Origin of the sequence: uncultured Campylobacter sp., assembly GCF_938045625.1 — a bacterium.
GTDB lineage: Bacteria > Campylobacterota > Campylobacteria > Campylobacterales > Campylobacteraceae > Campylobacter_A.
On sequence record NZ_CALIAV010000022.1, the window covers coordinates 22,621 to 48,402 of the forward strand.

At 43.9% G+C, this 25,782-nt stretch carries 23 protein-coding genes and 1 tRNA gene; 6 read left to right on the forward strand and 18 right to left on the reverse strand.

What is annotated here, in order from left to right:
• Window positions 1–6: 6 nt before the first annotated feature.
• From Q0386_RS01875 to Q0386_RS01890, 4 genes are all read left to right on the forward strand, one after another.
• Complete coding sequence (locus Q0386_RS01875) at window positions 7–894, forward strand: DMT family transporter (protein WP_299026249.1); 888 nt, start codon at window positions 7–9, stop codon at window positions 892–894.
• Between the two features lie 220 nt (window positions 895–1,114).
• Window positions 1,115–2,002, forward strand: a complete 888-nt coding sequence (locus Q0386_RS01880) for a DMT family transporter (protein ID WP_299026252.1) — start codon at window positions 1,115–1,117, stop codon at window positions 2,000–2,002.
• Between the two features lie 96 nt (window positions 2,003–2,098).
• Complete coding sequence (locus Q0386_RS01885; RefSeq protein WP_299026257.1) at window positions 2,099–2,254, forward strand: hypothetical protein; 156 nt, start codon at window positions 2,099–2,101, stop codon at window positions 2,252–2,254.
• Entirely contained in the window at window positions 2,215–2,619 is a 405-nt protein-coding gene (locus Q0386_RS01890) for a hypothetical protein (protein WP_299026260.1), read from the forward strand. Before Q0386_RS01885 ends, Q0386_RS01890 begins: the two co-directional genes overlap by 40 nt.
• Window positions 2,620–2,707: 88 nt before the next feature.
• Here the strand turns inward: Q0386_RS01890 and Q0386_RS01895 are convergent, their stop codons facing one another.
• From Q0386_RS01895 to Q0386_RS01920, 6 genes are all read right to left on the reverse strand, one after another.
• Window positions 2,708–3,505, reverse strand: coding sequence for a metal ABC transporter permease (locus Q0386_RS01895; protein WP_299026263.1), 798 nt, complete (start codon window positions 3,503–3,505; stop codon window positions 2,708–2,710).
• 437 nt (window positions 3,506–3,942) lie between these two features.
• The gene (locus tag Q0386_RS01900; RefSeq protein WP_299026265.1) at window positions 3,943–5,373 is read right to left on the reverse strand and encodes a DUF4139 domain-containing protein; all 1,431 of its coding nucleotides are present in this window, start codon (window positions 5,371–5,373) and stop codon (window positions 3,943–3,945) included.
• 50 nt (window positions 5,374–5,423) lie between these two features.
• Entirely contained in the window at window positions 5,424–6,749 is a 1,326-nt protein-coding gene (locus tag Q0386_RS01905) for a TRAP transporter large permease subunit (protein ID WP_299026268.1), read from the reverse strand.
• Window positions 6,746–7,327 (reverse strand): TRAP transporter small permease subunit, encoded by a 582-nt coding sequence (locus tag Q0386_RS01910; protein ID WP_299026271.1) that lies wholly within the window; start codon window positions 7,325–7,327, stop codon window positions 6,746–6,748. Before Q0386_RS01910 ends, Q0386_RS01905 begins: the two co-directional genes overlap by 4 nt.
• Entirely contained in the window at window positions 7,328–8,668 is a 1,341-nt protein-coding gene (locus tag Q0386_RS01915; RefSeq protein WP_298086477.1) for a sodium-dependent transporter, read from the reverse strand.
• A gap of 2 nt (window positions 8,669–8,670) precedes the next feature.
• Window positions 8,671–10,008: a sodium-dependent transporter gene (locus tag Q0386_RS01920; RefSeq protein ID WP_299026275.1), complete on the reverse strand. Its 1,338-nt coding sequence runs from the start codon at window positions 10,006–10,008 to the stop codon at window positions 8,671–8,673.
• 272 nt (window positions 10,009–10,280) lie between these two features.
• On the opposite strand from Q0386_RS01920, the gene Q0386_RS01925 reads away from it, so the two are divergent.
• Window positions 10,281–10,580, forward strand: a complete 300-nt coding sequence (locus tag Q0386_RS01925) for a F0F1 ATP synthase subunit C (protein WP_122862636.1) — start codon at window positions 10,281–10,283, stop codon at window positions 10,578–10,580.
• Between the two features lie 46 nt (window positions 10,581–10,626).
• Window positions 10,627–10,710: transfer RNA gene (locus Q0386_RS01930), tRNA-Leu, on the forward strand.
• A gap of 412 nt (window positions 10,711–11,122) precedes the next feature.
• Here the strand turns inward: Q0386_RS01930 and Q0386_RS01935 are convergent.
• The 12 genes from Q0386_RS01935 to Q0386_RS01990 form a co-directional block, all read right to left on the reverse strand.
• Window positions 11,123–11,974, reverse strand: coding sequence for a universal stress protein (locus tag Q0386_RS01935; RefSeq protein ID WP_299026278.1), 852 nt, complete (start codon window positions 11,972–11,974; stop codon window positions 11,123–11,125).
• A 16-nt stretch (window positions 11,975–11,990) separates the two neighbouring features.
• Window positions 11,991–14,186 (reverse strand): polyribonucleotide nucleotidyltransferase, encoded by a 2,196-nt coding sequence (locus Q0386_RS01940; protein ID WP_299026281.1) that lies wholly within the window; start codon window positions 14,184–14,186, stop codon window positions 11,991–11,993.
• On the reverse strand, window positions 14,171–14,881 hold the full coding sequence (locus Q0386_RS01945; RefSeq protein ID WP_299026284.1) for a phosphoribosyltransferase family protein: 711 nt from the start codon (window positions 14,879–14,881) through the stop codon (window positions 14,171–14,173). Before Q0386_RS01945 ends, Q0386_RS01940 begins: the two co-directional genes overlap by 16 nt.
• Complete coding sequence (locus Q0386_RS01950) at window positions 14,881–17,052, reverse strand: LPS assembly protein LptD (protein ID WP_299026286.1); 2,172 nt, start codon at window positions 17,050–17,052, stop codon at window positions 14,881–14,883. Before Q0386_RS01950 ends, Q0386_RS01945 begins: the two co-directional genes overlap by 1 nt.
• The gene (locus Q0386_RS01955) at window positions 17,042–17,491 is read right to left on the reverse strand and encodes an RDD family protein (RefSeq protein ID WP_298058471.1); all 450 of its coding nucleotides are present in this window, start codon (window positions 17,489–17,491) and stop codon (window positions 17,042–17,044) included. Before Q0386_RS01955 ends, Q0386_RS01950 begins: the two co-directional genes overlap by 11 nt.
• The gene (gene purD, locus Q0386_RS01960; RefSeq protein WP_299026290.1) at window positions 17,488–18,741 is read right to left on the reverse strand and encodes a phosphoribosylamine--glycine ligase; all 1,254 of its coding nucleotides are present in this window, start codon (window positions 18,739–18,741) and stop codon (window positions 17,488–17,490) included. Before purD ends, Q0386_RS01955 begins: the two co-directional genes overlap by 4 nt.
• 232 nt (window positions 18,742–18,973) lie before the next feature.
• A complete protein-coding gene (locus Q0386_RS01965) occupies window positions 18,974–19,606 on the reverse strand; it encodes a uroporphyrinogen-III synthase (protein WP_299026293.1) in 633 nt (210 codons plus the stop codon).
• Window positions 19,607–19,688: 82 nt separating this feature from the next.
• Window positions 19,689–20,852: a PIN domain-containing protein gene (locus Q0386_RS01970; protein WP_299026296.1), complete on the reverse strand. Its 1,164-nt coding sequence runs from the start codon at window positions 20,850–20,852 to the stop codon at window positions 19,689–19,691.
• 38 nt (window positions 20,853–20,890) lie between these two features.
• Window positions 20,891–21,535, reverse strand: a complete 645-nt coding sequence (locus tag Q0386_RS01975; protein ID WP_299026299.1) for a cupin domain-containing protein — start codon at window positions 21,533–21,535, stop codon at window positions 20,891–20,893.
• A 304-nt stretch (window positions 21,536–21,839) separates the two neighbouring features.
• Window positions 21,840–23,630: a type I restriction-modification system subunit M gene (locus Q0386_RS01980; protein WP_299026302.1), complete on the reverse strand. Its 1,791-nt coding sequence runs from the start codon at window positions 23,628–23,630 to the stop codon at window positions 21,840–21,842.
• Window positions 23,627–24,943 carry an AAA family ATPase gene (locus Q0386_RS01985; RefSeq protein WP_299026305.1) on the reverse strand — a complete coding sequence of 439 codons (1,317 nt, stop codon included), beginning with the start codon at window positions 24,941–24,943 and terminating at the stop codon, window positions 23,627–23,629. The genes Q0386_RS01980 and Q0386_RS01985 overlap by 4 nt, the downstream gene beginning before the upstream one ends.
• Window positions 24,943–25,782, reverse strand: an 840-nt coding sequence (locus tag Q0386_RS01990; RefSeq protein ID WP_299026308.1) for a restriction endonuclease subunit S, incomplete at its 5' end; no start/stop codon positions are given. The genes Q0386_RS01985 and Q0386_RS01990, both read right to left, overlap by 1 nt.

Here is a 25,782-nt window from a genome sequence, read left to right on the forward strand (position 1 = left end):
AGAATAGTGAAAAATAGTTTGGAATTTCGCGCCGATGTGGGCATGATTTTTGTTGCGATAGTCTTTGGTCTGGGCTATCTGCCTACCTCGCTAGCGCTTGCTACTAATGGCGTTTTTGGCGTGTTGTTTTGGAGATTTTTGCTAGCGGCGATCATAGCCGGGGCGATATTTTATAAAAAGCTAAAAGACGTAAGCGCGCCTGATATAAAATCGGGCGTGATCTTGGGTCTGTTTTTGTTCGCTGGATTTGTCAGCCAGACTTTTGCGTTTAAGTACGCCGACACCTCGTCCGTGGCCTTTATCATCGGGCTAAACGTGGCTTTGGTGCCTTTTATCGCGGCGGGGCTTTTTAGGCATAAAATTTACTCCTACGCGTATGTGGGCGTGGCGTTTGCGGTGGCGGGGCTTTATATGATAGGCGATACGAAGGTGGGCTTTGGCCTGGGCGAGATTTTGGCTCTGGTTTGTGCGTGCGCCTACTCTTTTCACATCGTGCTCACCAACCGCTTGGTGCAAAAATGCAACCTCGTGAATATGGTTTATTTTGAAATTTTGACCCTAATCGCGCTTTGTTTTGTGGCTATTTTAGTTTTTGAGGACGCTAAAATCGCTCCTGTCGTGGACAAGGCGTTTATCATAGCGATGCTAGTCGTGGGCGTGCTGGGTACGGCGTTTGCGTTTTTTGCGCAGGCCTTGATGCAAAAATTTACCACGCCCGTTAAAACGGCGATATTTTTCACCCTTGAGCCCGTAACTGCCGGAGCGATGGGGTATTTCATCGGCGCGGAGGACATCAGCGCATATAGGCTTTGCGGCGCGGCGCTTATCTTGGTCGGAGTTTTGATCAGCGAGATAGGCAGCTACCTGCGCGCTAAAAAGGAAAATTTAGCCTAAATTTCGGCGAGTTTTGGCGTTTTGCTCAAAGCGCCGACCTGCCGTAAAATCAAATTTATCAAATCGCCGCCAAATTTACTCTCGCGGCGATTTTCTTTCTTAAATTTATCACCGTTTGCCAGCTAGCAAGAGGGCGGCGACTCTCAAATTTGACGCGATAAAGCCCGAATTTAGTCAAATTGCGTTAAATTTGCCCCTTAAATTTAGCTAAAGAAATCAGATGAAAAAATCAACCGAATTTAAGGCCGACCTCGCGCTGTTCGTGATCGCGGTGGTCTGGGGCGTGACGTTTTTGCCGATGGCGCAGACGCTAAAGACAAACGGCGTTTTTACGCTTTTGTTTTGGAGGTTTTTGATCGCGGCCGCGCTGATGGCGCTCATAAGCCTCAAATTTACGCGAAAAATCGACCGCAATTCGCTAAGATTCGGCACATTTTTAGGCGCGCTTTTGTTCGCGGCCTTTACGCTTCAGACCTTTGCTCTCAAATACGCCCCAAGCTCTACTGTCGCCTTTATCACGGGGCTAAATGCCGTTTTTACGCCATTTATCGCGCTCGCGTTTTTCGGACAAAAGGTCGTCGTTTACGCATTTATCGGCGCGTTTTTATCGGCGGCGGGGCTTTATTTTTTAACTGGCAGCGAGCTTGGTTTTGGCGCGGGCGAGGCGCTTAGCGTCGTTTGCGCGCTGGGCTTTGCGCTACATATCATTTTCACGGGCGTTTTGGTGCGCAGGTGCGAGCTTTACTGGATGGTGAGCGCGCAGTTTGCGGTCGTCGCGGCGCTTTGTTTCGTCGCTGCGCAGATTTTCGAGCCTCGCGGCGTCGTGCCCGTTTTAGACGAGGCGTTTTTTATCGCGGTTGCGGTGACGTCGGTGTTTGCGACGGTTTTGGCGTTTTTCGTGCAAACCGCGGCGCAGCGCTACACGACGCCCGTTAAAACCTCGCTCATATTTACCTTTGAGCCGGTAAGTGCGGGGATTGTGGGGTATTTTTTTGGCGGCGAGATACTAAGCGGTGTGCAGATAGCTGGAGCTGGGCTCATACTCTTTGGCATCGTCGTTAGCGAAGTGGGCAGCTACTATAAAAACAAAAGATCGCGGGAAATTTGAGCTAGTGGCTTTGCATGCTTAAATACGGGGCGGCCGAATTTTACGGTTAAATTTAAAAATTTCGACGTAAATTTGGCCGCAAAAAGGAAGGGGAAAATGAACGAGGATGAAAATTTAGCGGCGCCAAAGTGGATGGAGCTTGACGCTGAAGAGAAAATTTTGTGCGAATTTGAGCTCGTGCATACCATCCACAAAGAAGTCAGAGCCGCGCTTTGTATTTTTTATACGCGGGCGACAAGGGTTTTGACGTAGGCGCTGTTTGGTTTGCTATGACGGCGGGCTGCGCATTTTTATTTTGCCTTTTTGCACGGCAAAGCATAAAGACCGCCAAAGCAAAAAAATTATACGTCTCAAACAAGCGCTTTATAACGCAGCGCGATACAGTCGGTATCGGCGACGTGTATTTTAGGTATTTTGACTCTGGCTATTCGTGGATATCGTTTAAAGTCGAGCTTTGTTTTTATGAAAACAAAAAATTTCTCTTTTACTGCGTAGCGGACGAGGAGAGCGATGAGTATAAAAATTTGATAAATTCGCTATACGAGATTTCAAAAAACGACCGCCTCTTGCAAAAGCACCTAGGCTACTACGTAAAGCAAAAGCAAATCAATCCGTAAATTTAGCCAAATTTGAGAGCGCCGCGCAGTCTGTCGCCTGCGGGCTCACAAGCCAAATTTGATCAAATTTGACCCTAAAACGCCGAATCTACCGCCTTTTTATCGCCGTAAATATAAAAAAGCAAACCGAAGCGATGAGGATGATACTAGCACCGCTGGTTAAATTCGCCTCAAAGCTCAGCCACAGCCCGCTCACGCAAAACGCGGCCGAGATGAGCGCGGCGTTTAGCATCATCGTGCCCAGGCGGCTCGAGACCGCGCCCGCGATATAGGGCGGGATCGTGAGCAGCGCGATAACCAGGATGAGTCCGACCGCGCGTATCGTCATCACGACGCTTAGCGCCATCATGCACGTTAGCGCGTAGTATAGCAGCGTCGTGCGCACGCCGCGAAGCCTCGCAAACTCCACGTCAAAGCTAAGCGCCTCAAACTGGCGGTAAAATAGCGCGACGGACGCGAGTATGACGCAGTTTGCGACCGCCATGAAAACAAGATCGCCCTGCGGCACGGCTAAAATCGAGCCGAAAAGATAGCTCATCAAATCGACGTTGTAGCCCGGCGCTAGGTCGGTGAGGATGATGCCAAACGCCATGCCAAACGCCCATAGCGCGCCGATAACCGAGTCCATCTTACTTTTGTCTTTGAGCGTGATCGTGGCGATGAGCAGCGCCAAAAATACCGAAAACAAACTCGCTCCAAGCAGCGGCTCGAGCGAAAAATAAAATGCGATGCCAAGCCCGCCGTATGCGCCGTGCGCGATGCCGCCCGCGATGAAAACCATGCGGTTTATGACCGTGAGCGTGCCGATCACGCCGCAAGCGATACTAACGAGTATGCCCGCCAGCAGGGCGTTTTGCATAAAATTTAAGCTAAGAGCTTCTAGCATTTGTTTCCTTTTTTGCTTTTTTCGGCGCTTTTGGTGTTACTCGCCGAGACCCGTATCTTTAAGGTGCTAAATTTGGTTTTGTTAAGGGGAAGGGGCTTGAATTATGCTCTGCTTTGCAGTTGCGAGGCAAAGCCGACGCAAAAGAGCTGCCTTTTTCTTTTCTTTGGGAGAGGAAGGGGATTCTACTTACGAAGCGTCGCCCCTTCCTCTCCCAAGCCCTCTCTAACCCCACTGCACGTGAGATGTTGCTGCACTGCGTGCAGGTCTCGGCAACTCAAATTTGACTGCAAAAAATCAAGGCGAAGTATCGTGAGATGATTTTTGGGGTTGTGCAGATAAAATTTAGCGTAGGCTAGACATATAGTCTGCCGAGCTAAATTTTATCAAACTCCGCAAAAAGCACTCGCGAGACAAGCCGCAACAAGAAATTTACAATATTACTCGCTCGGCTTAGTTAGCTCATAGGAAAAATTTATCTCCTTGCTCTCATTTGGCTTGAGCGCGAATTTCCACGTTACCTTGCCGTCTTTGCCTATCTCGTTTTCTTTCGGATCGTTTTTCACGCTTACGCTCACGCTCTCGTGCGTGCTAACTGGCGCTTGCTCCTCTAAAACCACGTCCCACGCGAGTTTTGAGCTGTTTTTGACGCTATATTTATATCCGCGCGAGATCTTGTTTTTCGAGCCGAAAAACGACTCTTTCGTATATTCGCCGTTGGCTTCTTTTTTCACGCTAACAAGCTCGTTTTTGCCAAAAAACTCCTTCGCCTCCTCGCCCGCAGCGTAGCCTACGTACCTTTTGCCGATATTTATACCGTCAATCTTAAACTCACTTTGCGCACTCTCGATGCTTCGCTCGGGCTTAAACGCGGCTCTAACAAAAGCGCCCGCGCTGCCGTAGCCGTCGATCACGAGGTGAAATTTAGCGTCCAGACTCTGCTTGTCGTAGGCAAAATCAGCCGTTTCGTCCGCTTTTAGACTCACGCCCTCGATGCGCCACGCGTTTGCGAGCGCGTTTTGCTCGTTGATTGACTGCATGTCTTTGACGCTATTTTTCTTTGCGGGCGCCCTTGCCACGGCCATATCTGCACTCGCCTCCATCATCGGCGCGGCTGCTAGCGGCATCATATTTCGCGGCTTTGGCTTGCCCTCATAGCGCGGATAAAACGGTGCGGGCGTCAAATTTGACGAGTAGTAAAACGGATAAAGCGCGATCGTAAGGGAGTTTAGATCGATGCCTAAAGGATTTGTCACGGTTAAATTTTGCGAGATTTCGACCTTGCCTTTGGCGACATCGGCATGGATTTTGTTTTTCAAACTTACGCTAACGCCCACGGGATAGGATATCTTGACCTGTTTTGAGTCGCATTCGAATTTCAAATCAAGCTTTTGAAAATTTTTAACCTCGGTCGCGCCCATTTTCTTTTTCAGCTCGTCTATTTGCTTTTTGGTTTGCGAAATTTGAGCAAGATTTTTTAGCACGGCTTCATAAAATTTATCGCCATCGGCGTCCAAATTTGCGACGCTTTGTTCTTTAAAAGCGGGAAAATTATTTAAAAAAGCGTTTTTGGAGTTTAACGCGTTTAGTTTATCGTTTAGCTCCCCAAGCTCTTTTTCGTTTTGCTTAAATTTGGCGTAGGCCTCGTTTTCTGCGGGCTTTGCTTCGTTTAAATTTAGGCTCACTAGCTCGCAAGACGCGCTCACGTCGATATCCTCAAGCGCTACGAACTCGGGTAAATTTAGGCTGAATTCGCTTTTTTGGTTGGTGAAACTTTGATGGATAAATGAGGCGTTTTTATAAATTTCTATCAGGTTGCTTTCGGCGCTCGCTATCAGGGCAAACACCGAAACTAAGGCTATCTCTCTCATTTTTTCTCCTTTGGATGATTTAAGAGATTATAGCCTTACATAGATAAATTTTAGCCTAGCAAGATGATTGTGAAAATAATCAATACTAGAATTTGTATCGCGATAAAGGGCACCACGCCGCGGTAGATGTCTGAGGTCTTGACCTCTGCCGGAGCCACGCCTTTTAGATAAAAGAGGCTAAAGCCAAACGGAGGAGTGAGAAACGAAGTCTGTAAATTCATCGCGATAACGATGGCAAAATAGAGCGGATTTATGCCTAAATTTACGGCTATCGGCGCCAAGATCGGTAGCACGATATACGAAATCTCGACGAAATCTATAAAAAATCCGAGCGCAAAAATCGTAATCATAGCTAAGATGATAAAGCCCCATTTTTCGCCGGGTAGATTCGACATCACTTCCTCAACGATCTGGTCGCCGCCGGTGTAGCTAAACACCATCGAAAACGCGGTCGCGCCGATAAGGATAGTAAAGACGACGGCCGTGGTTTTGACGCTCTCTTCGAGCGCTTCTTTTAGCATTTTAAACGAAAAAGTCCTGTAAAAAACCGAAAGCAAGATCGCACCCACACAGCCAAACGCCGAGCTCTCCGTTGGTGTAGCGATACCCTCAAATATCGAACCAAGCACTAGCACAACAAGCACCAAAGGCGGTAAAATCGCGAGGATAGCGTTTAAAATTTGCTTTGATTTAGGCACGTCGCTTTCGACGACGACCGGCGGCGCGTAGTCCTTTTTGACGTAAGAGATGATAAGGATATAGGCTATATAAGCGCCAACAAGCGCTAGTCCAGGATATATCGCCTCGCGGAAAAGATCGCCGACCGGTACCGTAAAGACGTCGCCTAGGATAATTAGAACGATAGAAGGCGGGATGATCTGCCCAAGCGTACCCGAAGCGCAGATAGTGCCGCAGCCTAGAGCTTTGTTGTAGTTATACTTTAGCATCACAGGCAAGCTCATAACGCCCATAGCTACGACGCTAGCTCCGACTACGCCAGTAGATGCGGCTAGCAGCGCGCCCACCAAAACGGTGCTAATCGCCACGCCGCCGCGAATCTCTCCGAATAAAAACGCCATAGACTCGAGCAGTCTCTCGGCTAGCTTGGTCTTTTGTAAAATAATGCCCATAAAAACAAAAAGCGGCACTGCGATGAGGATTTTATTTTCCATTATCGAGTAGATACGGTAAGGCATAAAGCTAAAGGTCTCTTTAAATATCTCAAGCCCGCCGATAAAGCCGTTGCCGTCACCAAAGCTCTCGACCATGCCGCCGATGAGTCCGAAAATAACGGCTATCGCGCCAAAGGTAAATGCGACGCTAAAGCCGATAGCAAGCATAAAAAGCGCGGCTAAAAACATTACGATGCCGGTCATTTTCCCTCTCCTTGTTGCGCAGTTTGGTTTAAATTTGCGTCAAATTTACCCTCTTCGCTTAAATTTGAGCGAGCGTCAAGATAGACGTTTAGCCACTTTATAAAGTAGCCGACGCTAAAAAATATAAGTAGCCAAAAACTAAACGGGATAAAGGCCTTGATAATCCAGCGATACGGCAAACCACCGGGATCGGCGCTACCCTCGCCGCTCTCATACGCCTCTACGACGTAGTCCCAGCTCAGCCACGCGACCAAAAGCGTAAGCGGCAGGATAAAAAAGATAACGCCCGCCATATTTATGAGCGCCCTTTTCTTTACACTCATCTTTTCGTAAAATATATCCACTCGCACGTGCGTATCGTCTTTTAGCGCGTAGCTCATGCCAAGCAGGATGATGACGCTAAAAAAGTGCCACTCAAGCTCCTGGAGGCCTACGTTGCCGTATTTGAAAAAATATCTCGCCGTGACGTTAAAAAAAACGTCCGCGATCATCAAAAACATCACGAGTATACAGACGTAGCCCACGACGTTGCCGACTTTATCGAAAAACCTCTCTACTTTTTTTAAATTTCGTTCCATTTAACTCCCCAAAATTTGTCTTATCATTATCGCTAAAATACAAATCGGCGCGACGAATCGCAGTAAAAAATACCAAATTTCAAAAACCGCCCTACCCATATACGGTAAAAATAGCTCCTCCAGGCTGCCTCTTTTCATCGCGTAGCCGACAAATACCGCTATCACGATGCCGCCAAGCGGTAGCATGATATTTGAGCTAAGATAGTCTAAAACGTCGAAAAATCCCTTGCCGAAAAACGTGAGCGCATCTTTAAATTCGGTAATATTTGAAAGCGCGCAAAGCGTGCCTAGGCAGTAAACGCAAACGCCAACGATCGCAATAGCACCCAGGCGAGGGATCTTAAACTCGTTTATGAGGTAAAAAACGAGCGGCTCGACCATCGAGATAGCTGACGTAAGCCCCGCAAAAATAAGCGCGGTAAAAAACGTAAAGCTTAAGACGTTTCCCATAGCTCCTAGCTTAGCAAACAGCGTAGGCAGCGAGATAAACGCAAGTCCCACGCCCTGACTAGGCTGCTCGCCGTACTCAAAAACAAAGGTAAAAACAATGAGCCCGATGACGACGCTAACGATGATATTTAGCGCAACGACGTAGAGCGAAGATGTGAAAAGATTTGTCTTGTCATCCAGACTAACCGAATACGTCGCGATCGCACCGATACCCACGCACATCGTAAAAAACGCAAGTCCCAGAGCTACAAACACCGCCTCGCTCGTGATCTTAGAAAAATCAGGCACCAGCAAAAACTCCGCCGCCTGCGAAAATCCGCCCATCTGCATCGAGTAAATAAGCATAAAAATAAGCAGTAAAAAAAGCGTCGGCAAAAGCCATAAATTTATGCGCTCGATGCCGCCTTTTATGCCCTTTGAGAGGATGAAAAAATAGGCCGCGAACGCAATGCTAAAGTATAAAATTTGACCCGAGATGTCAGAGCTTATAAATTTGCCGAAATTTTCGCCCGAAACCGCGATACTTTGCGGAAGCTCGCCAAGAGATAAAACCGAATACCTAATAACCCAGCCGATGATAACCGTATAAAACGACGCGACTAAAACGCCGGTTATCATTATGACGCCGGCATACCCCCAAAATTTGCCGTTTTTAGGGGCGAGCGAGCGAAAGGCGTTAACGGGATCGGCGTTTGAAATTTTGCCCATCGCCATCTCCGCAAAAAATATACTAAGCCCGACCGCAACGGCAAAAACTAGATACAAAAGCACGAACGCCGAGCCACCGTTTGCGCCGACCATGTATGGAAATTTCCACGCATTGCCAAGTCCGATCGCGGCACCCACGATGGATAATATAAATCCGATTTTAGAAAATTTATCGCTTGCCACGCTTAGCTCCTTAGCGCATTTATCGTGATGATGACGATACTGATGGGAGCGACAAATCTAATCATAAAATACCAAATTTCAAATACGGCCCTGCTCATATACGGCCCAAAAAGTATGTAAAGCGCGTCTTTTTTGATCACAAAGCCAACGAAAATCGACACCGTGATGCCGCCGATAGGCATGATGATGTTTGAGCTGAGAAAATCAAGGCAGTCAAAAAAGCTCTTGCCGAAAAATACCAAATTTTCTTTTATACCCTCGATGCTTGAAAGTATGCACAAAATGCCCATGCAGTAGATAAAAACGCCGATTAGCGCGAGGGCTTTTTTACGAGAAAAGCCAAACTCGCGGATGAGATAGTGCGTAAACGGCTCCAGCATCGAGATGGCCGAGGTAATGCCCGCAAAAAGCAGTGCCGAGAAAAATGCAAACGCAAGCACGTGTCCGAGCGTGCCCAGTTTCGCAAATAGCGTCGGCAGCGAGATAAACACTAGTCCCACGCCCTGACTAGGCGTCGCACCGAACTCAAACACGAAAGTAAAGATAACAAGTCCCATCAAAATGCCCATCACGACGTTTATCACGACGATGATAATGGAGGAGCTAACGAGATTCGTATTATCAGGCAGCGACGCAGAGTAAACGATAATAACGCCAACGCCCAAAGATAGCGTAAAAAACGCGAGCCCAAGCGCGGTAAGAATGCTACTTACGCCCAGTTTTGAAAAATCGGGAACCAGCAAAAATTTAGCCGACTGCACGAAGCCGTCCATCGTAAACGAGTAGCTAAGCATGATGATAAGCAAGATAAGAAGCGAAGGCATCATCCATACGTTTACGCGCTCGATGCCGCTTTTTATGCCTTTTGAAACGATAAAAATGCAGAGAAAAAATACGATCGTGAAGTAAAAAATTTGAGACGCGGCGTCGTTAGCGTAAAAGCTGCCGAAAATTTTCTCCGAAGCCTCGACATCCTTTGGCAGCTCGGTTATTACCATAACTGCGTATTTTAGTATCCATCCGATGATGACCGTGTAAAAAGAGGCGATGATGATCGCGCCTATCATCGTAAAACCCGCAAATTTCCATGCTTCTTTATGCTTTGGTGCAAGTTTTTTAAAGGCATTTACGGGGTCGGATTCGGAAAGCTTACCGATAGCTATCTCGCCGAAAAATATCGCAAGTCCGATAAAAAACGTCATAAAAAGATACAAAAGCACGAAGGCTGAACCGCCGTTTTGGCCGACTAAATACGGGAATTTCCACGCATTTCCAAGCCCCACCGCAGAGCCCGCGACGGCTAAGATAAAGCCGATTTTAGAAAATTTATCCTGCGCCAAATTTAACCTTAGTATTTAAAATTTCAGAAGCGAGGCTAGCATAAAAAAGCTTTTAAAATTCTAATTTTTAAATAAATTCGTGGAAAAACGAAACATCGCTGAAATTTTTTGTAAATTTGTAGCACTACAGGGCGGCAAATTTGACGAGTAGAAATTTTATGAAAATTTTTCTCGGTTTTAAGTAACTCAAAGCTAAATTTTTATAAAATGCGCTCTCAAAGCTTCAAAGTAGGGGTCTGATCCGAAATAGCTTAAATTTACAAGGAGACTTTATGAAAAAAGTTGTTTTCTTAATGATGGCTTTTGCTAGTTTCGCGTTTGCGGACGGTGGCGAAATGCTAAAATCTTACTCTGTTCTTGCAGCGGCAGTTGGTCTAGGCCTAGCGGCTCTTGGCGGCGCTATCGGTATGGGAAATACCGCATCTGCGACAATCTCAGGTACAGCTAGAAATCCAGGCGTTGGCAGCAAGCTAACTACGACGATGTTCGTTGCTCTTGCGATGATCGAAGCGCAAGTTATCTACGCACTAGTTATCGCACTAATCGTTCTTTACGCAAACCCAATGTTATAATCTCGGGCGGGTTCGTCCCGCTCTTTGCTTCTTTTTTAATCTACGTGCGACCTTGGTGGAACGGTAGACACGCTACTTTGAGGTGGTAGTGCCGAAGGGTGTGCGAGTTCAAATCTCGCAGGTCGCACCATAATACTTATTAGCCTTAACAAAAATCCCTAAAATAGCCAAATGCATCAAACCCATTGACAGGAAAACTATCAAAAAATTGCCAACTAACTGACCAAATTTGCTGACTAACCAAATTTTAGTCAGTACTTGTAAGTATAATCTAAAAATCACCTTCTAAAATATTATTATGATTATTTAATATACTTGGCTGATTGTCAATTATGTCTGATTTTTGGGCCTTATTAAAAACCATAAACCGTAATTTAGCAATAATTTTGGACTTTGCTTAGTAATAAGTCTCAATAGTTAAGCTTTATTCGGAGTCGAATTTAGTATATTTCCTCTTGGATTACGATATTATAACCCTATTTCAAGCTAAATTTAGATTTTGGAGCTAAATTAAGTCATAAATTTAGCTCCAATCTTTTGCTTTACATAAATACCGGTATCGTGGTGTTTTGTAAGAAATACTTGGTCGTACCGCCCAAGAAAATCTCCCTAAAACCGTTTTCTGCATATCTAGCCGCTACGATTAGGTCGAAATTTCCATCCGTAGCGGCTTTTAAAAGCGGTTCGCCCGGGACTGAAAAAGTTCCTACGACCTCAAAATCCGCATTTATGCCGTGCAGCGCGAAGTATTCATCCAGCCTCTTTAAGCTAGCCTCGCTTTGATCGCCCAAATTTGCCTTTGAAGTAATGCATTTTACGCGCTTAGCCTCTTTTAAAAGCGGTAGCGAGCTGGTAATGGCGCGCGAGCTCTCAGGCGTACCGGTCCAGCTTACCAGGATATTTTCCGCGCTAAATTTAGTAAGTTTTCTAGGAATCGCGATAACGTTTTTACCGCTTTTTAGCACCGCCGCTTCAAACGTACCCGTTATCTTACCGTCAAGCGGTACGGCTGCTACGACCATATCGCAAAATTTAGACTCTTGCTCGACGATTAGGCTTCTTTTACCGCTTTTGGTTATAAATTTCGCGCTCGCCTCGCCTTTTAACGGGGTATCGCTGACGCGTACGCCAAGCTCGGCGCAAAGCTTATTAAAAATAGTCTCGTTTTGCTCGTGCTCTAGTCCCAAATCAGCCTTAGCAGCTTTCAAAAACTCTTCGTAAAGCACGCCGCCTCGAAGCGTCATTTTCATATTATAAACGACGCTAGGATCTAGCTGGCAAGCCAAAATCTCGATGTGGCTGTTAAAATGCTTAGCGACCAGCAAAGCCCCTCTGATACGCTCTTTTACGTCGTCGCCCGCGCCGATTGGGAAAAATATTTTTTTATACTGCATCGGTTCTCCTTTAAATTTATTGCGCTAGAGAAAGGGAAATTTTGTGCCCTTTTTGCTCGCTGATTTTTACTTTGACCTTATCGCCGGCTTTTAGAGGCGTTTTGATCTTTGAGATATGCAAAAGTCCGTCCACGCCGCCGGGAAGCCCAATAAAGGCGCCAAATTCTACCACGCTTTTTACCTCGCCCTCAAATTCGTCTCCGATATTAAACTCAGGCGTCTTTTGTGGCTTGCCATCTCTGCCGCCTCTTTTACCGCCAAAACCCTTGCCGCCGTCTTTTGAGACGATTTGTATGATGTAGTCTTTAGCCGCATCTACGCTTGATTTTTGCGCGCCGGCGATCTTTACCTCGCCTTTTTCGCGGTCTAGATCGATGGCGACGTCAAATTTCTCTATGATCTCTTTTATCGTTTTGCCCGCTTGTCCGATGATATCGACGATCTTGCCCGGATCCACGCTAAAAAGCTCTAGTTTAGGCAGTATGTCTTCGTTTACAGAGATATTTTCGTTTGCTTTTTCCATCAAATTTAATATATGAAGCCTGCCCTCGCGCGCCTGCAAAAGCGCTTCTTTAAGCACGTCAAGGCTGATACCGCCCAGTTTTATATCCATCTGAAGCGCGGTTATGCCGTCTTTGCTGCCCGCAACCTTAAAGTCCATGTCGCCGTCGTGATCCTCTAGTCCCATGATATCGGTTAGTACGGCGTGTTTTTCGCCCTCGAAAATTAGTCCCATCGCAACGCCCGCAACTAATTTTGGCGTATCGACGCCTGCAGCCCTCAGCGCTAAAGAACCGCCGCAAACGCTGGCCATCGAACTTGAGCCGTTACTTTCTAAAATTTCGGACACGAGTCTGATCGTATAAGGCGAATTTACGTCGATACTAGGCGCAAGGGCACGCTTAGCGAGGTTGCCGTGTCCCAGCTCGCGTCTGCCCGGAGCCTTTAGCGGACTAGCTTCACCGACGCTAAAGCCGGGGAAGTTGTAGTTAAACATAAATTTATCCGTCACAGCGCCTTTTTCCGTTAGTATATCGTACATCTGCGCGTCGCCGTCGGTACCTAAAGTCGCCACCACGAGAGCTTGCGTCTGGCCGCGGGTAAAGAGGCAGCTACCGTGAGCTTTTGGCAGAATATTTGTCTCGATGCTGATCGGGCGGACCTCTTTAAGCTCCCTACCGTCGGCGCGCACGCCCTCGTTTATGATCTGCTCGCGGACGATTTTTTTCTTAAATTTAGCTAGGACGTTAGAGACGACCTCCTCCTCCCAGCCCTCTTTTTGCGCTACTTCGTCGGTTAAAATTTGCTTTGCGATCTTGGTTAGCTCGCTGGCGCGCTCACTTTTAGCCATCTGATTTATCGCAGCTTTTACGTCATTTTTGTAAAATTCGTTTAGATAGACGGCGACGCTCTCGTTTTCGATCTCCGGTTTTAGCTCGAGCTGCGCGTCTTCTTTTTTATGCTGGCTAAATGCCTCTTCATAAGCGTTTGAGGCGCGAAGTATGGCTTTACCGGCTTCTGCGATCGCCTCCACGATGAGATCCTCGCTAAATTCGTTCATATCCTGCATCGCTATCACGCCGCTTAAATTCGGATCCATCATAGGATCTAGCGCGATAGGCACTATCTCGTCTTTTTCGGTCGGGATGCTTCTCATCTCGATCATCAAAAGCTCGTCTTTAACGCCTGCCACGTAAAGATCAAGCGCCGAAGTTTTTAGCTCGGAGTTGCTAGGATTTATTACGAATTTATTATCTATATATCCCACGCGAACGCCGCAAACGGGCGCATTTACAGGGATGTCGCTAAGATAAAGCGCGACTGAGGCTGCATTTAGAGCGACGACTTGTAGATCAACCTCGGGGTCGCAGGATAACACCATAACGACGATTTGCGTCGGATACGCGTAGCCCTTTGGAAAGAGAGGGCGCAACGAGCGGTCGATGATGCGCGAAGTTAGCGTCTCAAAATCCCCCGGCTTTGTTTCTCTTTTTACGTAGCCGCCCGGGATCTTGCCCGCAGCGTAGCTTTTTTCGATGTATTGCACCGTTAGCGGTAAAAAATCCTCGCTAACTTGCGTGTCTTCGCGAGCGACGGTAGCTAAAACGACGGTGTTTTTTACACGCAAAAGCGCCGCGCCGCTAGCTTGTTTGGCGACCTTGTTTATATCGTAAATTTCAACTTGATTATTTACTTCTATTGAATACTGCATGCCCTGACGTCTCCTTGTTTTTGTAATGGTATATAAAACGGACTCTCCTCTAGGATGGAAAGCACGGTTTCGGGTTTTGGTTCGATTTTATTTTTGTAGTAAAAATCCACTTCGATAAAATTCGCGATCTTATGCACGGCGTAAATTTCATCCACTAGCGGCGCGATAGCTGCTGCGACGTCCATAGCGATGAGCGGCGTAGCGTAGGTGACTGATTTTACCCGCTCGCGCATTAGCGTTTTTAGGCAGGTTAGCGCCGTGAGTCCCGTCTCGCAGCCTTCGTCGATGAGCAGGATGTTTCTATCCTTTAGATCGCCGATGAGATTGCCTTTTCTAAATTTATAGACGTTTTTTAGGATCTTTTCGTCGTACTTACGATCCGCCTCGCCATAAACGAAATCGTAGCTAATGCCAAAGCTCTTAATCAGCTCGTCGTTTAGCACGACGTCGTCTTTTTCGCTAACCATAGCGATCTCGCACTCGGGATTGTTTGGCGCAAAAATACGCTCGCAAAATAAAATCTCGTAGCTCAAATTTAGCCCGCGAGCTACGCTATCGACCATGATGACCGAGTCTATAGAGCCGCATATCATTAGGTATTCGCCCGCGGTTAGCTCTTTTTTGGGTAAAATTTCAAGCAGTTTTTCGGCTGCCTCGAGCTGGTTTTCAAAGACCAAATCCTCGTAGCCGCCCATCAGCTACCTTGCGTCTGACCTACGGAAAAGTCGTAATGCACGCCGCCCATCGGATAGAAATTTATAAAGAAATAAACGCCTCTTGATTTCTTTGCAGCCGTTCCGCTCGTGGTCGTCGTAGGCTCAAGCTCCTCTTCATAGACGAATGTATAATTCCAACACTTTCTGCGGTGAGAGACGCCTAGTTGCCACTGCTTATTGTAGTCTCGCTCAAGGTCGTACTGCGAACCGCCAAAAAGCCTATAATTGTGCGGAAGCTCGACGTAACCGTTTAGGTGTAGATAGTTTTGCTTTTCCTGCGCATTTTTCCTTTGCATGGTGTGCCAAAGGCTGGCGCCAAATTTATCGTGCGTATAGCTAGCTCCGCTTTGAATTTTTTCAAAGTATTTATTGTCGTAAGAGTACTCGAGTCTGTTGTAAAAAGATAAATTCGCTAGCGGATACCAGCCGATGACATTTTTAAAATTCGAGCGTTTGTTCTCTTTCGTATAATAACCCTGCGAAATCGTGTGGCGTAAAAATTTTCTTCCGTTTTCGTTAAAGAAATACTGCGTCACTCTGGCCGAAATCTCGTCTCTAGTATGCTGAGGATTTATAAAGCTTTGGTATTTTCGTCCAAGCGTATCGTAGACATATACGTTGCCGTCATCCTCGGCAGTTTCGTATTTATCGGGCAGGTCGCCTTCGTTGTAGGCTTTTACGACATAGTCAACGCCTAAATTTACGCTATGATAAAAGCTCTCGTAAGCTCTAGCCAGATCCGTATAAAGCGAGAATTTGTGATAGTTTTCTATATAGTTTGCGCTCTTGTCCTCATCCCCGGTCGGGCGATACATTTTTTTTCCGTAATCCACGTGAGTGGCGTATAGATAGTGGTAGTAAGAAAATTTAAGATAATCGTCCGCCAAAGGCAGGTGAAATGAAACCGGTAGGTTAAATTCGTACTGCGTCGCCTTTACGCCGATTTTTCTCGTGTAGTTGTGCGAGTGGAGATCGACCGAATAAAGCACGTTCGGCAAAATAAAGCTATCGGTAAATTTATGATATTGAAAGCTCGGGTACTCTTGAAGCGTGTCTTTATTTTCGTTCGGACTACCGATCTTTGACGTATCCGTGTAATACCTCGCATATGCGCCGAAATAGTGCTTGTCGCTACTTAGAAAATAGTTTAGCTTTGACGTCACGAGAGGATTATCGTCGCTACCCGCGCCGCGCTTTTTCAGATTTATATAGTCGATATCGTTTAGAGCCGTCGCATCAAGCCACAAGCCCTCCTGCAGATCCTCGTTTATCAGGTGCTTAACGAGCCTATCGCGCTCGTATTTGACCTCAGCGCCTTTATGCGTTTTATTTTTTAGAGGAAGCCTTAGCGAGTTTTTCTCGATCTGTCTTTGGCGGTAATCCTCGGTATCCCTAAACGCGCCTAGCGTTACCGAGCCTCTGGAATACGGCGAATCGGCAAATCTAAACGTACCGTAGATACCCGTGCCACGTCTAGTGCGAATTTGCGGATCAAACTGTAAGTCCCAGCTGTCGTATTCGGCGATATAGATCGGCTGTTTGTAGTAAAATCCGTCGTTTTTACCGTAACCAAGCTCCGGCGGCAAAAGTCCGGTACGTCTGCGCGTATCGGTAGAAAAGCCAAAATACGGCAAATAAAACACCGGGACGTTTCCGACGTAAAATACAGGATTATAAAGATGCAAAAATTTACTCTCGCGGTTTAGCTTGCCGCTGCTAAATTTGATCTTCCAATCAGGGTCTTGGACATTACAGCTCGATACGACCGCGCCGTTTACCTCGTAAAATTTAGACGTGCTGTTACTCTCGTCACTTTGCATCCACACTTCCATGTCGCGGTTCATCATAAATAGCGTCTCGTAGTTACTATCTTTACTATTTAGGTCAATCTTTGCGTACGAGCAGCGCGAGATTTCGTCCTTGTTTCTTATCAAATTTACATTACCAAAAAGCTCCAAAATTTCTTTTTGCTGATCGTAAACAGCTCTGTCTGCGCTCATCAAATAATCTTGCGAATACACAAGTACGTTTTTATCTGCAGTAACTATACCCTTATCGCGTTTTACGTCATCAGCCAAAAGCTCGAAATTTTGAGCCGCAAAGCAACTAAAAGCCCCAAACATTAGTAACAAAAAAATTCTAGTAAACATTTATAACTACCGTTTTCGCGGCCTTGTCTTGCCACGTTTGAAATAATGGATTTGAAAACGCCCATGCAAAACCTAGGAAAAATGCGTTTTCACCGATGATGCGAACCAAAGATCGAGTGAGAGAATTTAGCAAGCCTGGCTTATCAAGCAGATCGATATCCACGCACACGATCTTCATCGCGACCTTGCCGATACTAGCGCCGCAGTACCACGTAAAAAACGTCTGATAAATAACCTCGAGCAAAACGATCTGCGGTATCATTTCCATAGCTAGCGCACTGATCTGCTCATAGTCCAGCCCATCAAATTTTTCGTAGTAGACGGCATAAAACAAAACCGAGATTAAAAACTTATCTATCCCCCACGCGACGGCTCTTTTACCGACGCTAGCGAGCGTGATATTTTCATTTTCGAGCTTGTCTATGACGCTCCTGCTCATTCGCGTCCTTTTAGCATTTGCCAGGCAATATCTTTTCGGTACTGCGCGCCGTCAAATTCTACGTTTTCGCAAAGCTCATAGGCCTTTTGCTGCGCTTGTTTTATGCTTTTGCCAAGCCCCACGCACACGAGTACTCGTCCACCGTCAGCATAGATCTCGCCGCCCTGTTCGCTCACTCCTGCATATGCTATGTGCGAGTTTTCAGGCACGTTTTTTACGCTTATTTTAGCCTTAGGCGAGCTTGAAAAAGGATAATTTTTACTAGCCATCACGACGCCTACGGCAAATTCGTCTTTTAATTTTACCGGTTTTAGATCGCCTTTTGCCGCGTTTAACAAAATTTCGCCCAGATCGCCGTCGATCAGCGGCATTAGCACTTCACACTCCGGATCGCCGAAACGCACGTTAAACTCGAGTACGTACGGCACACCCTTAACCACCATAAGTCCCACAAAAAGCACGCCGCAAAAAGGATTTCCCTCGGCTTTCATGCCTTTTAAGGTCGGTTCTACAACCTCTTCTTCAACCTGTCTTATTAGCTCTTGGCTTGCTAGAGGACTAGGAGCGTACGCACCCATACCGCCAGTATTTGGTCCCTCGTCGTTATCTTTTAGGCGTTTATGATCCTGCGCTACGGGCAGGCTGACGAAATTTTCGCCGTCGCAAATAGCAAAAAAGCTAAGCTCGAATCCGTCTAAAAACTCCTCCACAACCACGCGTTTACCGGCCTCGCCAAAGCTCTCGCCGCTTAGCATATCGCGAGCCGTGGCCTTTGCTTCATCGCGGCTTTGCGCGATTATCACGCCTTTGCCGGCGCACAGCCCGTCGGCCTTGACGACGACGGGAGCGGTAAGAGAGTCGATAAATTTAGCGGCAGAATCGTAATCGTCGGTATTTAGATAAGCAGCCGTTCGGATCGCGTTTCTAGCCAAAAAATCCTTCATAAACGCCTTGCTACCCTCGAGTCTAGCCGCAGACTTACTTGGTCCAAAAATGTTTAAATTTCGCGCCTTAAATATATCCACGACGCCGTCGCTTAACGGCGCTTCGGGACCGACGATCGTTAGTTCTATCTGCTCCGTCTCGGCAAATTCTGCGAGCTGATTATAGTCTTTGATGTTTAGATTTGTGCCGAGCTTTGAGGTGGCTCCATTGCCTGGAGCAAAAAAAAGCTCGTGTTTGCGGGATTCTTGAAGTTTAAGAGCTATTGAGTACTCGCGCCCGCCGCTTCCGATTATCAAAATTTTCATAATTTCTCCAAAAATAAAAAACCCAAGTGAGCGGTGCGCATATAAGTGGCCCGAAAATTCAAAGCCAACCTTGCAAATAGGCGGTTCCTTTAGGTCGCAACTTCTCGCGCTCGCGCGCTCAAACGAAGCCACGTCACACAGTTCCGCACATCTTCGCCTATACTAATGTGTTGGACCCTATAAAAATACGCTGCCAAATCACTCAGGCAAGGTTATTATATAAAATTTTAGCTTAAAGTAGCGTTTTTGCGAGGCTTACGCAGGAATTTATATTTTGCTGAGCACTCACTACGGGCGAGGCAAAAGCTTCTAGCTCTTTTGCCGTCGTAAGTCCGATAGCGACGGCTTTATAGCTCTCATCCCAGCCGAAATTTCGCGTAAAATTTCGCACTGCTGAGGGAGCTGTAAAAATAATCGCTGAGTTTTTAGGCGGTTTTTGCTCTTCATTAAGCGGTTTAAAAACGTTTTCGTAAGCGATTATTTGCGTCAAATTTACGCCGCTTGAACGCAAAATTTCACCAACGCTCGAAGCCGTTTCGCGCGCCCTTAAAAACAGCGTTTTTTTGCCTTGCAGAAGCGGTGCGATCTCTGCGGCAAAATCGTTTCCATGAGCGTTCCCTGCAGTGTAAATTTGAGCGAAGCCAAACTCGCTAGCCGCGTGGCTAGTGCCTTCACCGATGGAGCAAATTTGCAAACTAGCAGGCAAAATTTGATTAAATTTTAGCGCGTTTACGGAGTTTTTGGAGGTCAAAACCAGCGCGTCAAATTCGGCTAAATTTACGCTAAATTTATTAAATTTTATCTCGTTTAAAACCAGCGTCTTTACGCCATCAAATTCCACATTTGACCCGACTAGATAGATCATTTTTGCCCTTAAGTTTATGACTTTGCGTCCAAATTTTACCGCAAATCCTCAAATTTTAAAAGCCGCACACAAAACACAAATTTTACTTAGCCGCATTGCGCTTGCTTAGGTACTCTTTTGCCTTTTGCTTTAGCGCTTTATATAGCCTGCCAGCCTCGTCTGCGCCGTATTTTTTCACGAGCCCGTTGTGAAAATCGCCCAAATTTTTACTTTCAAATGCGATTTTTCTTATATCTTGCTTTTTAGCCTCATCTATCTTGGGCGCGAGCTGCGTTTTTACCGCATTTTTAGCCTCATTTTTTACTTCGTTTTGCGGTGCTGGAGCTTGCTTTGATTTTTGCGGCGGATGCTTGCTTGATAAATTTTGCCCCTTTTCGTCCGCATTTAGATTTTCGCCAGAAACCTCGATCTTCGCATCTTTTGAGCGCTCGGTAGAAGCGAGTTTATCACTCAAATTTGACTCAGCAACCTTAACTTCATCATTTGTCACCGCACCACTTTCGCCCTCTAAAGATTGCGGTTTTAGAGACTCCAAATTTTGCTCTTTTGCCGAGGCGCTTTGAGCATGTAAAGTCTCGCCACTCAAATTTGACTCCATTTGCGACTTTTCTCGCTCGTCAAATTTTTGCTCATCGCCTTGCGTCGCTGGCCTAGATTTTGCAGAATTTGGCGCCGCGATACGCTTTGCCTCACCTTTTTGTGAGCTTTCTATTTGAGGTTTTTTGTAGATCTTCCTTGCGTCCTCTTTTAGTGCGTTATACACGCCGGCACCATTTTTACTGCCAAATTTTGAGATAAATTTCATATGAAGCTCGCTTAGGCTTCCCGAGTTTCGTATCAAGATCGCGATTTCGTCTTGATTTTCTTCGATGAGCTGCGCAATGTGCGAGCGATTGAAGTCAAATTTAAGTTTATAAAATTTACCGCCGTTTTTATCTTGTTTATTAAAAAAATCTATCACGTCATCATAAAATTTATCGTTGCTGACGATGTAAATTTTGTCTTTTTTATGCGAGAGTTTGCCCATTAAAAACGTAATTATTTTATCGGCATAGTCCTTGTGAGCGCTTTCTAAAAGTATAATTTTTATTTTGATTTTTCGCGCCAGAAACCACGCCAAAACGGAGATGCTTAGTTTTTGCCTATTGTTGGTTACGATGTAAATTTTATCTTTTTGCCCTAGCTTTTTTAGCGTCGCTAGATTATCTACGCTTATGTTTTCATCGTCTATTATAAATCTTGCCATATATTTCCCAAACGAGTCGGGGCAATCGCCCCAAAACTCTACATCTTATCTTTTGTTACGATGAGTAACATTTTAAATTTTTCCGGGATCTTTAGCCCGTGCGGGATTTTGCCCGGAAGCACGATGGTATCGCCTTTTTTGATATCAAAATGCTCATCGCCGATGGTTAGCTTCATCTCGCCGTCAAGCGCGACCAAAAGAGCGTCGCCCGGAGCCGCGTGAGTGGAGAGCTGTTGGTCTTTTGAAAATGACAGCAGCGACATCGAGCCGCTTTCGTTTTTGACGAGCGTTTTGCTCACGATTTTGCCTTCTTCGTATTCGACCGCATCCACTAGGCTAAAAATAGCCGCCTTAGGTAAATGATCTATCATTAAGTCCTCCTTAAAATCGATTAAGACGTATTTCGTTGGTTCGTTGAAAACTAGTTTTCGCCATACTTTTTTCTCTATCAGGCAGGCCTGTTCGTCGCCTAAGCGCATCTGCTTTTCGCCGTAGTACAAGCTCGCGCCGCCCTCTACGACCCACGCGAGGCTGTCGCAAAATAGCATCTCGTGATCTAGCTCCTCGCCAGCGTCAAAGGCAAACACATCGACGTGAGAGTTCTCGCAGTCAAAAATTCTCTTGCTAACGACGCTTTTTGCGATCACTTTCGTGTCGGCGTTTAGATTGTAAATTTTACTCATTTTCCTTCCTTTCGTAAATTTACGCGTCATTGTAGCTAAAATTTTCGGACGATTTGTTGATAAGGGTTATTCTATAAATATTAATTGAGCCTAAAAATTTAAACAGGAACGCCTGCGTCTATTGCCTGTCCATATAATTTTATTAACCCTATTTTAAACGACCAATATTAAGACTCCATCTATTAAATCAAATAAAATATCATTTCTTAATGTTTATATTCTTCATCCTCTGACACATTTCGTGCTTTCAAATTTTTTATATTCTCTTTACTTTATAATGGGCATTTATATATTTCTTAAAATCTTATGGTAGCTGCTCAAGCCCAAGCTCTTTTAAAAATACATTATGCTTGTCTTTTGCATTTTTGATGTCATTCTCTATTGTCCTCAATTCTTTTGCCACTTCTTCAATATTAATTATTTTTTCTTCAGGAGCTGTGCTTACATATCGAGAAATATTTAAGTTGTATCCATTCTTCTCAATTTCTTCCATAGATACACGACGCGAATACCTCTTGTCATCTTCCCTACGGAACTGATATGTCTCAACAATCTTGTCTATATGTTCAGGTAAAAGAACATTTTGTCTTTTCCCTTTTTCGTAATATTCACTTGCATTGATAAATAATACATCATCAGGTTCCTTGCATTTTTTCAATACAAGAATGCAAACCGGTATTCCTGTTGAAAAGAATAAATTAGCCGGCAGTCCGATCACTGCATCAATATTTCCGTCTTTCAGAAGTTTAGTTCTAATTTTCTCTTCTGCACCCCCTCGGAACAATACGCCATGAGGCAAGATAATTGCCATAGTTCCATTTTTGCTCAAAAAATGAAATCCATGTAGTAAAAACGCAAAATCAGCTGCCGACTTTGGTGCAAGTCCATAACTTTTAAAGCGAAAATCTTCGGCTAATGTATCATCCGGTTCCCATCGATAACTAAAAGGTGGATTTGCTACTACAGCATCACACTCCAACTTTTTAGCCGGATTCATTTCATTGAGCAACGACCAATCATTTAACAAAGAATCTCCGTGAAAAATTTGAAACTCCGAATCCTTAAACCCATGTAATAACATATTCATTCGTGCAAGGTTATATGTCGTTATATTCTTCTCTTGTCCATATATTTGGCTAATACTATTTGGTTCAAGATGCTTTTTTACATTGATAAGCAATGAACCGGAACCACATGCGAAATCCAAAAGATTATTTATAAAATTCCTTTTTCCTAACTCCGGTTTATGGCTATCCAATATAACAATTCTGGAAAGAATATTAGAAATCTGCTGTGGGGTATAAAATTCTCCAGCTTTTTTACCGGAACCAGCTGCGAATTGCCCTATCAAATACTCATAAGCGTTGCCTAACAAATCTACTTCATTGGTAAACTCGGCAAGTTTTTCAGCAATTTCCGTTATTATAGAGCAAAGCATTTCATTACGTAATTGATAATTTTTACCAAGTTTATCCGAATCAAGATTCACCTCTGAAAATAGTCCATGAAATGTACTATCAAACGATTCATTTTCAATAAATTTAAAACCGGCTTGCAAAGTCTTCAAAAGTTGATTATTTTGTGTTCGAGATAACTCATAAATATTACTCCATAAGTACTGTGGCTTAATGACAAAATGAACCTTTTTGCGCATCTGCTTTTCAAAAAAGGATACTTGATCCAAATTATTGATATACCATAAACTCAAAGGAGTTAGCTTCTGACTTTCAAGTAAGCTGACATATTCATCGACAAGAGTTTGTCTTGCTCTTTTAATGACCTCATTATTTGTCTCATTTTCCTTTACGGGAATCTTACTTACAGGCAATGTATTAAAATAATCCGTTATCTTTAATTTTAACTCGGCTATAACTTTATCTATATTCCCATTGCTTTGTACATTTTCAATTTCTTTCTCACAATCCATATACTCTTTGCCAAGCTCCTTATTTGCCGCAGTTTCATAATTGCCTGAAAGATATCTTAGGAAAAGAAAGGATAACATATAATCACGGAAGTCATCCGCATTCATAGCACCGCGAAGTTTATTCGCTATGCTCCAAAGTGCATCTCCTAATTGTTGTGTATCATTCATTGCTCTTCCTCCTGATTTTGAGTTTCCTCAAATATTCTCTGATTAAAATTATAGTCTTCCAGAAAGTTATTTAGGATGTTTCTAAAATATTCTTTATTTTCCTCTACCATTTCTTTAGGATCAAATAAAGAATAGTTTCCATGACTCAAAAGGTTGACTATCCTTGTATATACTGGCTCATTTTCCGCATCACCTTTTCTAATGCATGAAGAAAAATGAGCATAACCATGAAATGACGCTGTTTTTTCTAATATGTTTCTCAATATATTGAAATGATAAGTGTATAATATATCGGTATCGGACGCTTTTTTTAATTCTTTCAATAATGCAACATGATGAAAAAACGGCGTTTTGGTAGTATCTTTTAAAATATACGTAGCGTTGTCTTTGCTTTTTTGCAAAAATAACTGCTCAGCTCTGCTAATTTCATTACACAAAACATTAAAAAACAATGTGTGATGTGATGATACGATAACTTTTACACCTTCTCCTTTCATAAGTGCCGCCAAATGACTAGCTACGGCAATTACATTGTTATCATCCAAAGAAGATATCGGATCATCTACATAAATATATTTTACCCACTCATATGCCTCCGCTTTGTCTATTACCAATTGGACAATAGCCAAGAAAAAGCACCAAATAAAGATGTTCTCTTCGCCCCGAGAAACTTTAATATTGTCTATTCTTTGCATACTGCCTTTAACCAATTCTTCTCTATAAAAACTAATTTCCGCCTCATCATAATCAATACTAAAGTTAAAATCAGCGTAGCGATGAAGAAGTGGACGAATTTTGTTATCCATATCAAGGTCTTTTAATCCATTAAAAAAACGTGAACTCTTATTAAACTTTAATACACGCTCCGCATCGTTATCTAAATCATTATCCCAATAAAACAAATCTTCTGTAAAAGCATTATAGTAAAGGGTATCAGCCGTTTTTTCTCCAGTCTCCTCATTCAAATGTTGTCCCAAAGACTTAAATTCACCGGAAAGTCTCGTTTTGCCTGTTCCATTATAAGCGAATAAAATAATATATTTCTTCTCATCCAATAGTTTCTTGAAATACTCGGCTATTTCTTTAATAGAACTAAATTTTTTATGTCCGATCCTTTTGAAAATAAAATCAATGTTCACAAGTAATTCTTGCGATACATTTTCTTTTAAAATATAATTCCCGGAAGTTTTATCTTTTTTATAATTTTCTGTGATTATTTTTTTGTAATGTTGAAACTCATCATTACCCAGGGTTTTATTTGTTAATTTTTTAAACTCTTGTTCGGTAATGCTTGAGGGGATATTTATGCTCATTACCACACCTCCTCAGTAGCGGGAAACAATCCTTGCATTAATGCTTTTTTATGTTGTTTTAATGCTTCTATTCTATCTGTTTGTTTATTTACTAAATCATCTATACCAGATAAAAAACCAGCAATTTTTTGCTGTTCAGGAAGATTGGGGAGAAATATTTTAATTTGAATTAAATTTTCATAATTCAGAGTATTTCTGACTCCTCCTTCAAAGATCATTTGTTTAGTAAAACTAGTAGAATTAAAAAACATCCATAAGAAAATATCGTCAATTACATCATTGTTTGCTTTAAAGCTTACATAAAGCGGACTAATTATTGAAGTTCTGTCATCATATTTGTATGCTAATGAACCAACATCAATACGGGAAGGATTGTAAGCAAAATACCCTTTCTTAATTACATAATAATTTGAAGTGTTTTTACTTGCAACTCTTCTATTTTCAAAATATTTATCTTGTCTAACAAAGCCAAATTTATTACTTATACTTTCGATTAATGAATATTTTTGATTCTTATTCTTCATAGAATTTTTTATCAAAACTTTCTTTAAACTATTCTCTTCCCAATCGCCACTATTCATAAACTCTGGGAATCTCCATTCAGGAACTGTTTTTCCTTCGGCTGGAAAGAGCTTTTGCATCCAACCTTTTTTATAGTCATTTAGCAATGACAATTTCTTTTCTTCAACAGAAATAAGGTCATCGATAGAAGATAAACAGTCTGCGATTTTTTGTTGCTCTGGTAATTTTGGAATTAAAACTTTAAGTTTCGAAAATATTGAAATCCAATGTCTCTTATGAACAGAAACCTCATAACTTACCATTTGCATTATTTCAAA

What these genes read in the sequence shown, in the direction of transcription:
- Q0386_RS01880 (WP_299026252.1), top strand. Translation starts at nt 1,115, where the DNA reads ATGAAAAAATCAACCGAATTTAAGGCCGACCTCGCGCTGTTCGTGATC.
- Q0386_RS01885 (WP_299026257.1), top strand. Translation starts at nt 2,099, where the DNA reads ATGAACGAGGATGAAAATTTAGCGGCGCCAAAGTGGATGGAGCTTGAC.
- Q0386_RS01895 (WP_299026263.1), bottom strand. Translation starts at nt 3,505, where the DNA reads ATGCTAGAAGCTCTTAGCTTAAATTTTATGCAAAACGCCCTGCTGGCG.
- Q0386_RS01900 (WP_299026265.1), bottom strand. Translation starts at nt 5,373, where the DNA reads ATGAGAGAGATAGCCTTAGTTTCGGTGTTTGCCCTGATAGCGAGCGCC.
- Q0386_RS01905 (WP_299026268.1), bottom strand. Translation starts at nt 6,749, where the DNA reads ATGACCGGCATCGTAATGTTTTTAGCCGCGCTTTTTATGCTTGCTATC.
- Q0386_RS01910 (WP_299026271.1), bottom strand. Translation starts at nt 7,327, where the DNA reads ATGGAACGAAATTTAAAAAAAGTAGAGAGGTTTTTCGATAAAGTCGGC.
- Q0386_RS01925 (WP_122862636.1), top strand. Translation starts at nt 10,281, where the DNA reads ATGAAAAAAGTTGTTTTCTTAATGATGGCTTTTGCTAGTTTCGCGTTT.
- Q0386_RS01935 (WP_299026278.1), bottom strand. Translation starts at nt 11,974, where the DNA reads ATGCAGTATAAAAAAATATTTTTCCCAATCGGCGCGGGCGACGACGTA.
- Q0386_RS01940 (WP_299026281.1), bottom strand. Translation starts at nt 14,186, where the DNA reads ATGCAGTATTCAATAGAAGTAAATAATCAAGTTGAAATTTACGATATA.
- Q0386_RS01945 (WP_299026284.1), bottom strand. Translation starts at nt 14,881, where the DNA reads ATGGGCGGCTACGAGGATTTGGTCTTTGAAAACCAGCTCGAGGCAGCC.
- Q0386_RS01950 (WP_299026286.1), bottom strand. Translation starts at nt 17,052, where the DNA reads ATGTTTACTAGAATTTTTTTGTTACTAATGTTTGGGGCTTTTAGTTGC.
- Q0386_RS01955 (WP_298058471.1), bottom strand. Translation starts at nt 17,491, where the DNA reads ATGAGCAGGAGCGTCATAGACAAGCTCGAAAATGAAAATATCACGCTC.
- purD (WP_299026290.1), bottom strand. Translation starts at nt 18,741, where the DNA reads ATGAAAATTTTGATAATCGGAAGCGGCGGGCGCGAGTACTCAATAGCT.
- Q0386_RS01965 (WP_299026293.1), bottom strand. Translation starts at nt 19,606, where the DNA reads ATGATCTATCTAGTCGGGTCAAATGTGGAATTTGATGGCGTAAAGACG.
- Q0386_RS01970 (WP_299026296.1), bottom strand. Translation starts at nt 20,852, where the DNA reads ATGGCAAGATTTATAATAGACGATGAAAACATAAGCGTAGATAATCTA.
- Q0386_RS01975 (WP_299026299.1), bottom strand. Translation starts at nt 21,535, where the DNA reads ATGAGTAAAATTTACAATCTAAACGCCGACACGAAAGTGATCGCAAAA.
- Q0386_RS01980 (WP_299026302.1), bottom strand. Translation starts at nt 23,630, where the DNA reads ATGAATGATACACAACAATTAGGAGATGCACTTTGGAGCATAGCGAAT.
- Q0386_RS01985 (WP_299026305.1), bottom strand. Translation starts at nt 24,943, where the DNA reads ATGAGCATAAATATCCCCTCAAGCATTACCGAACAAGAGTTTAAAAAA.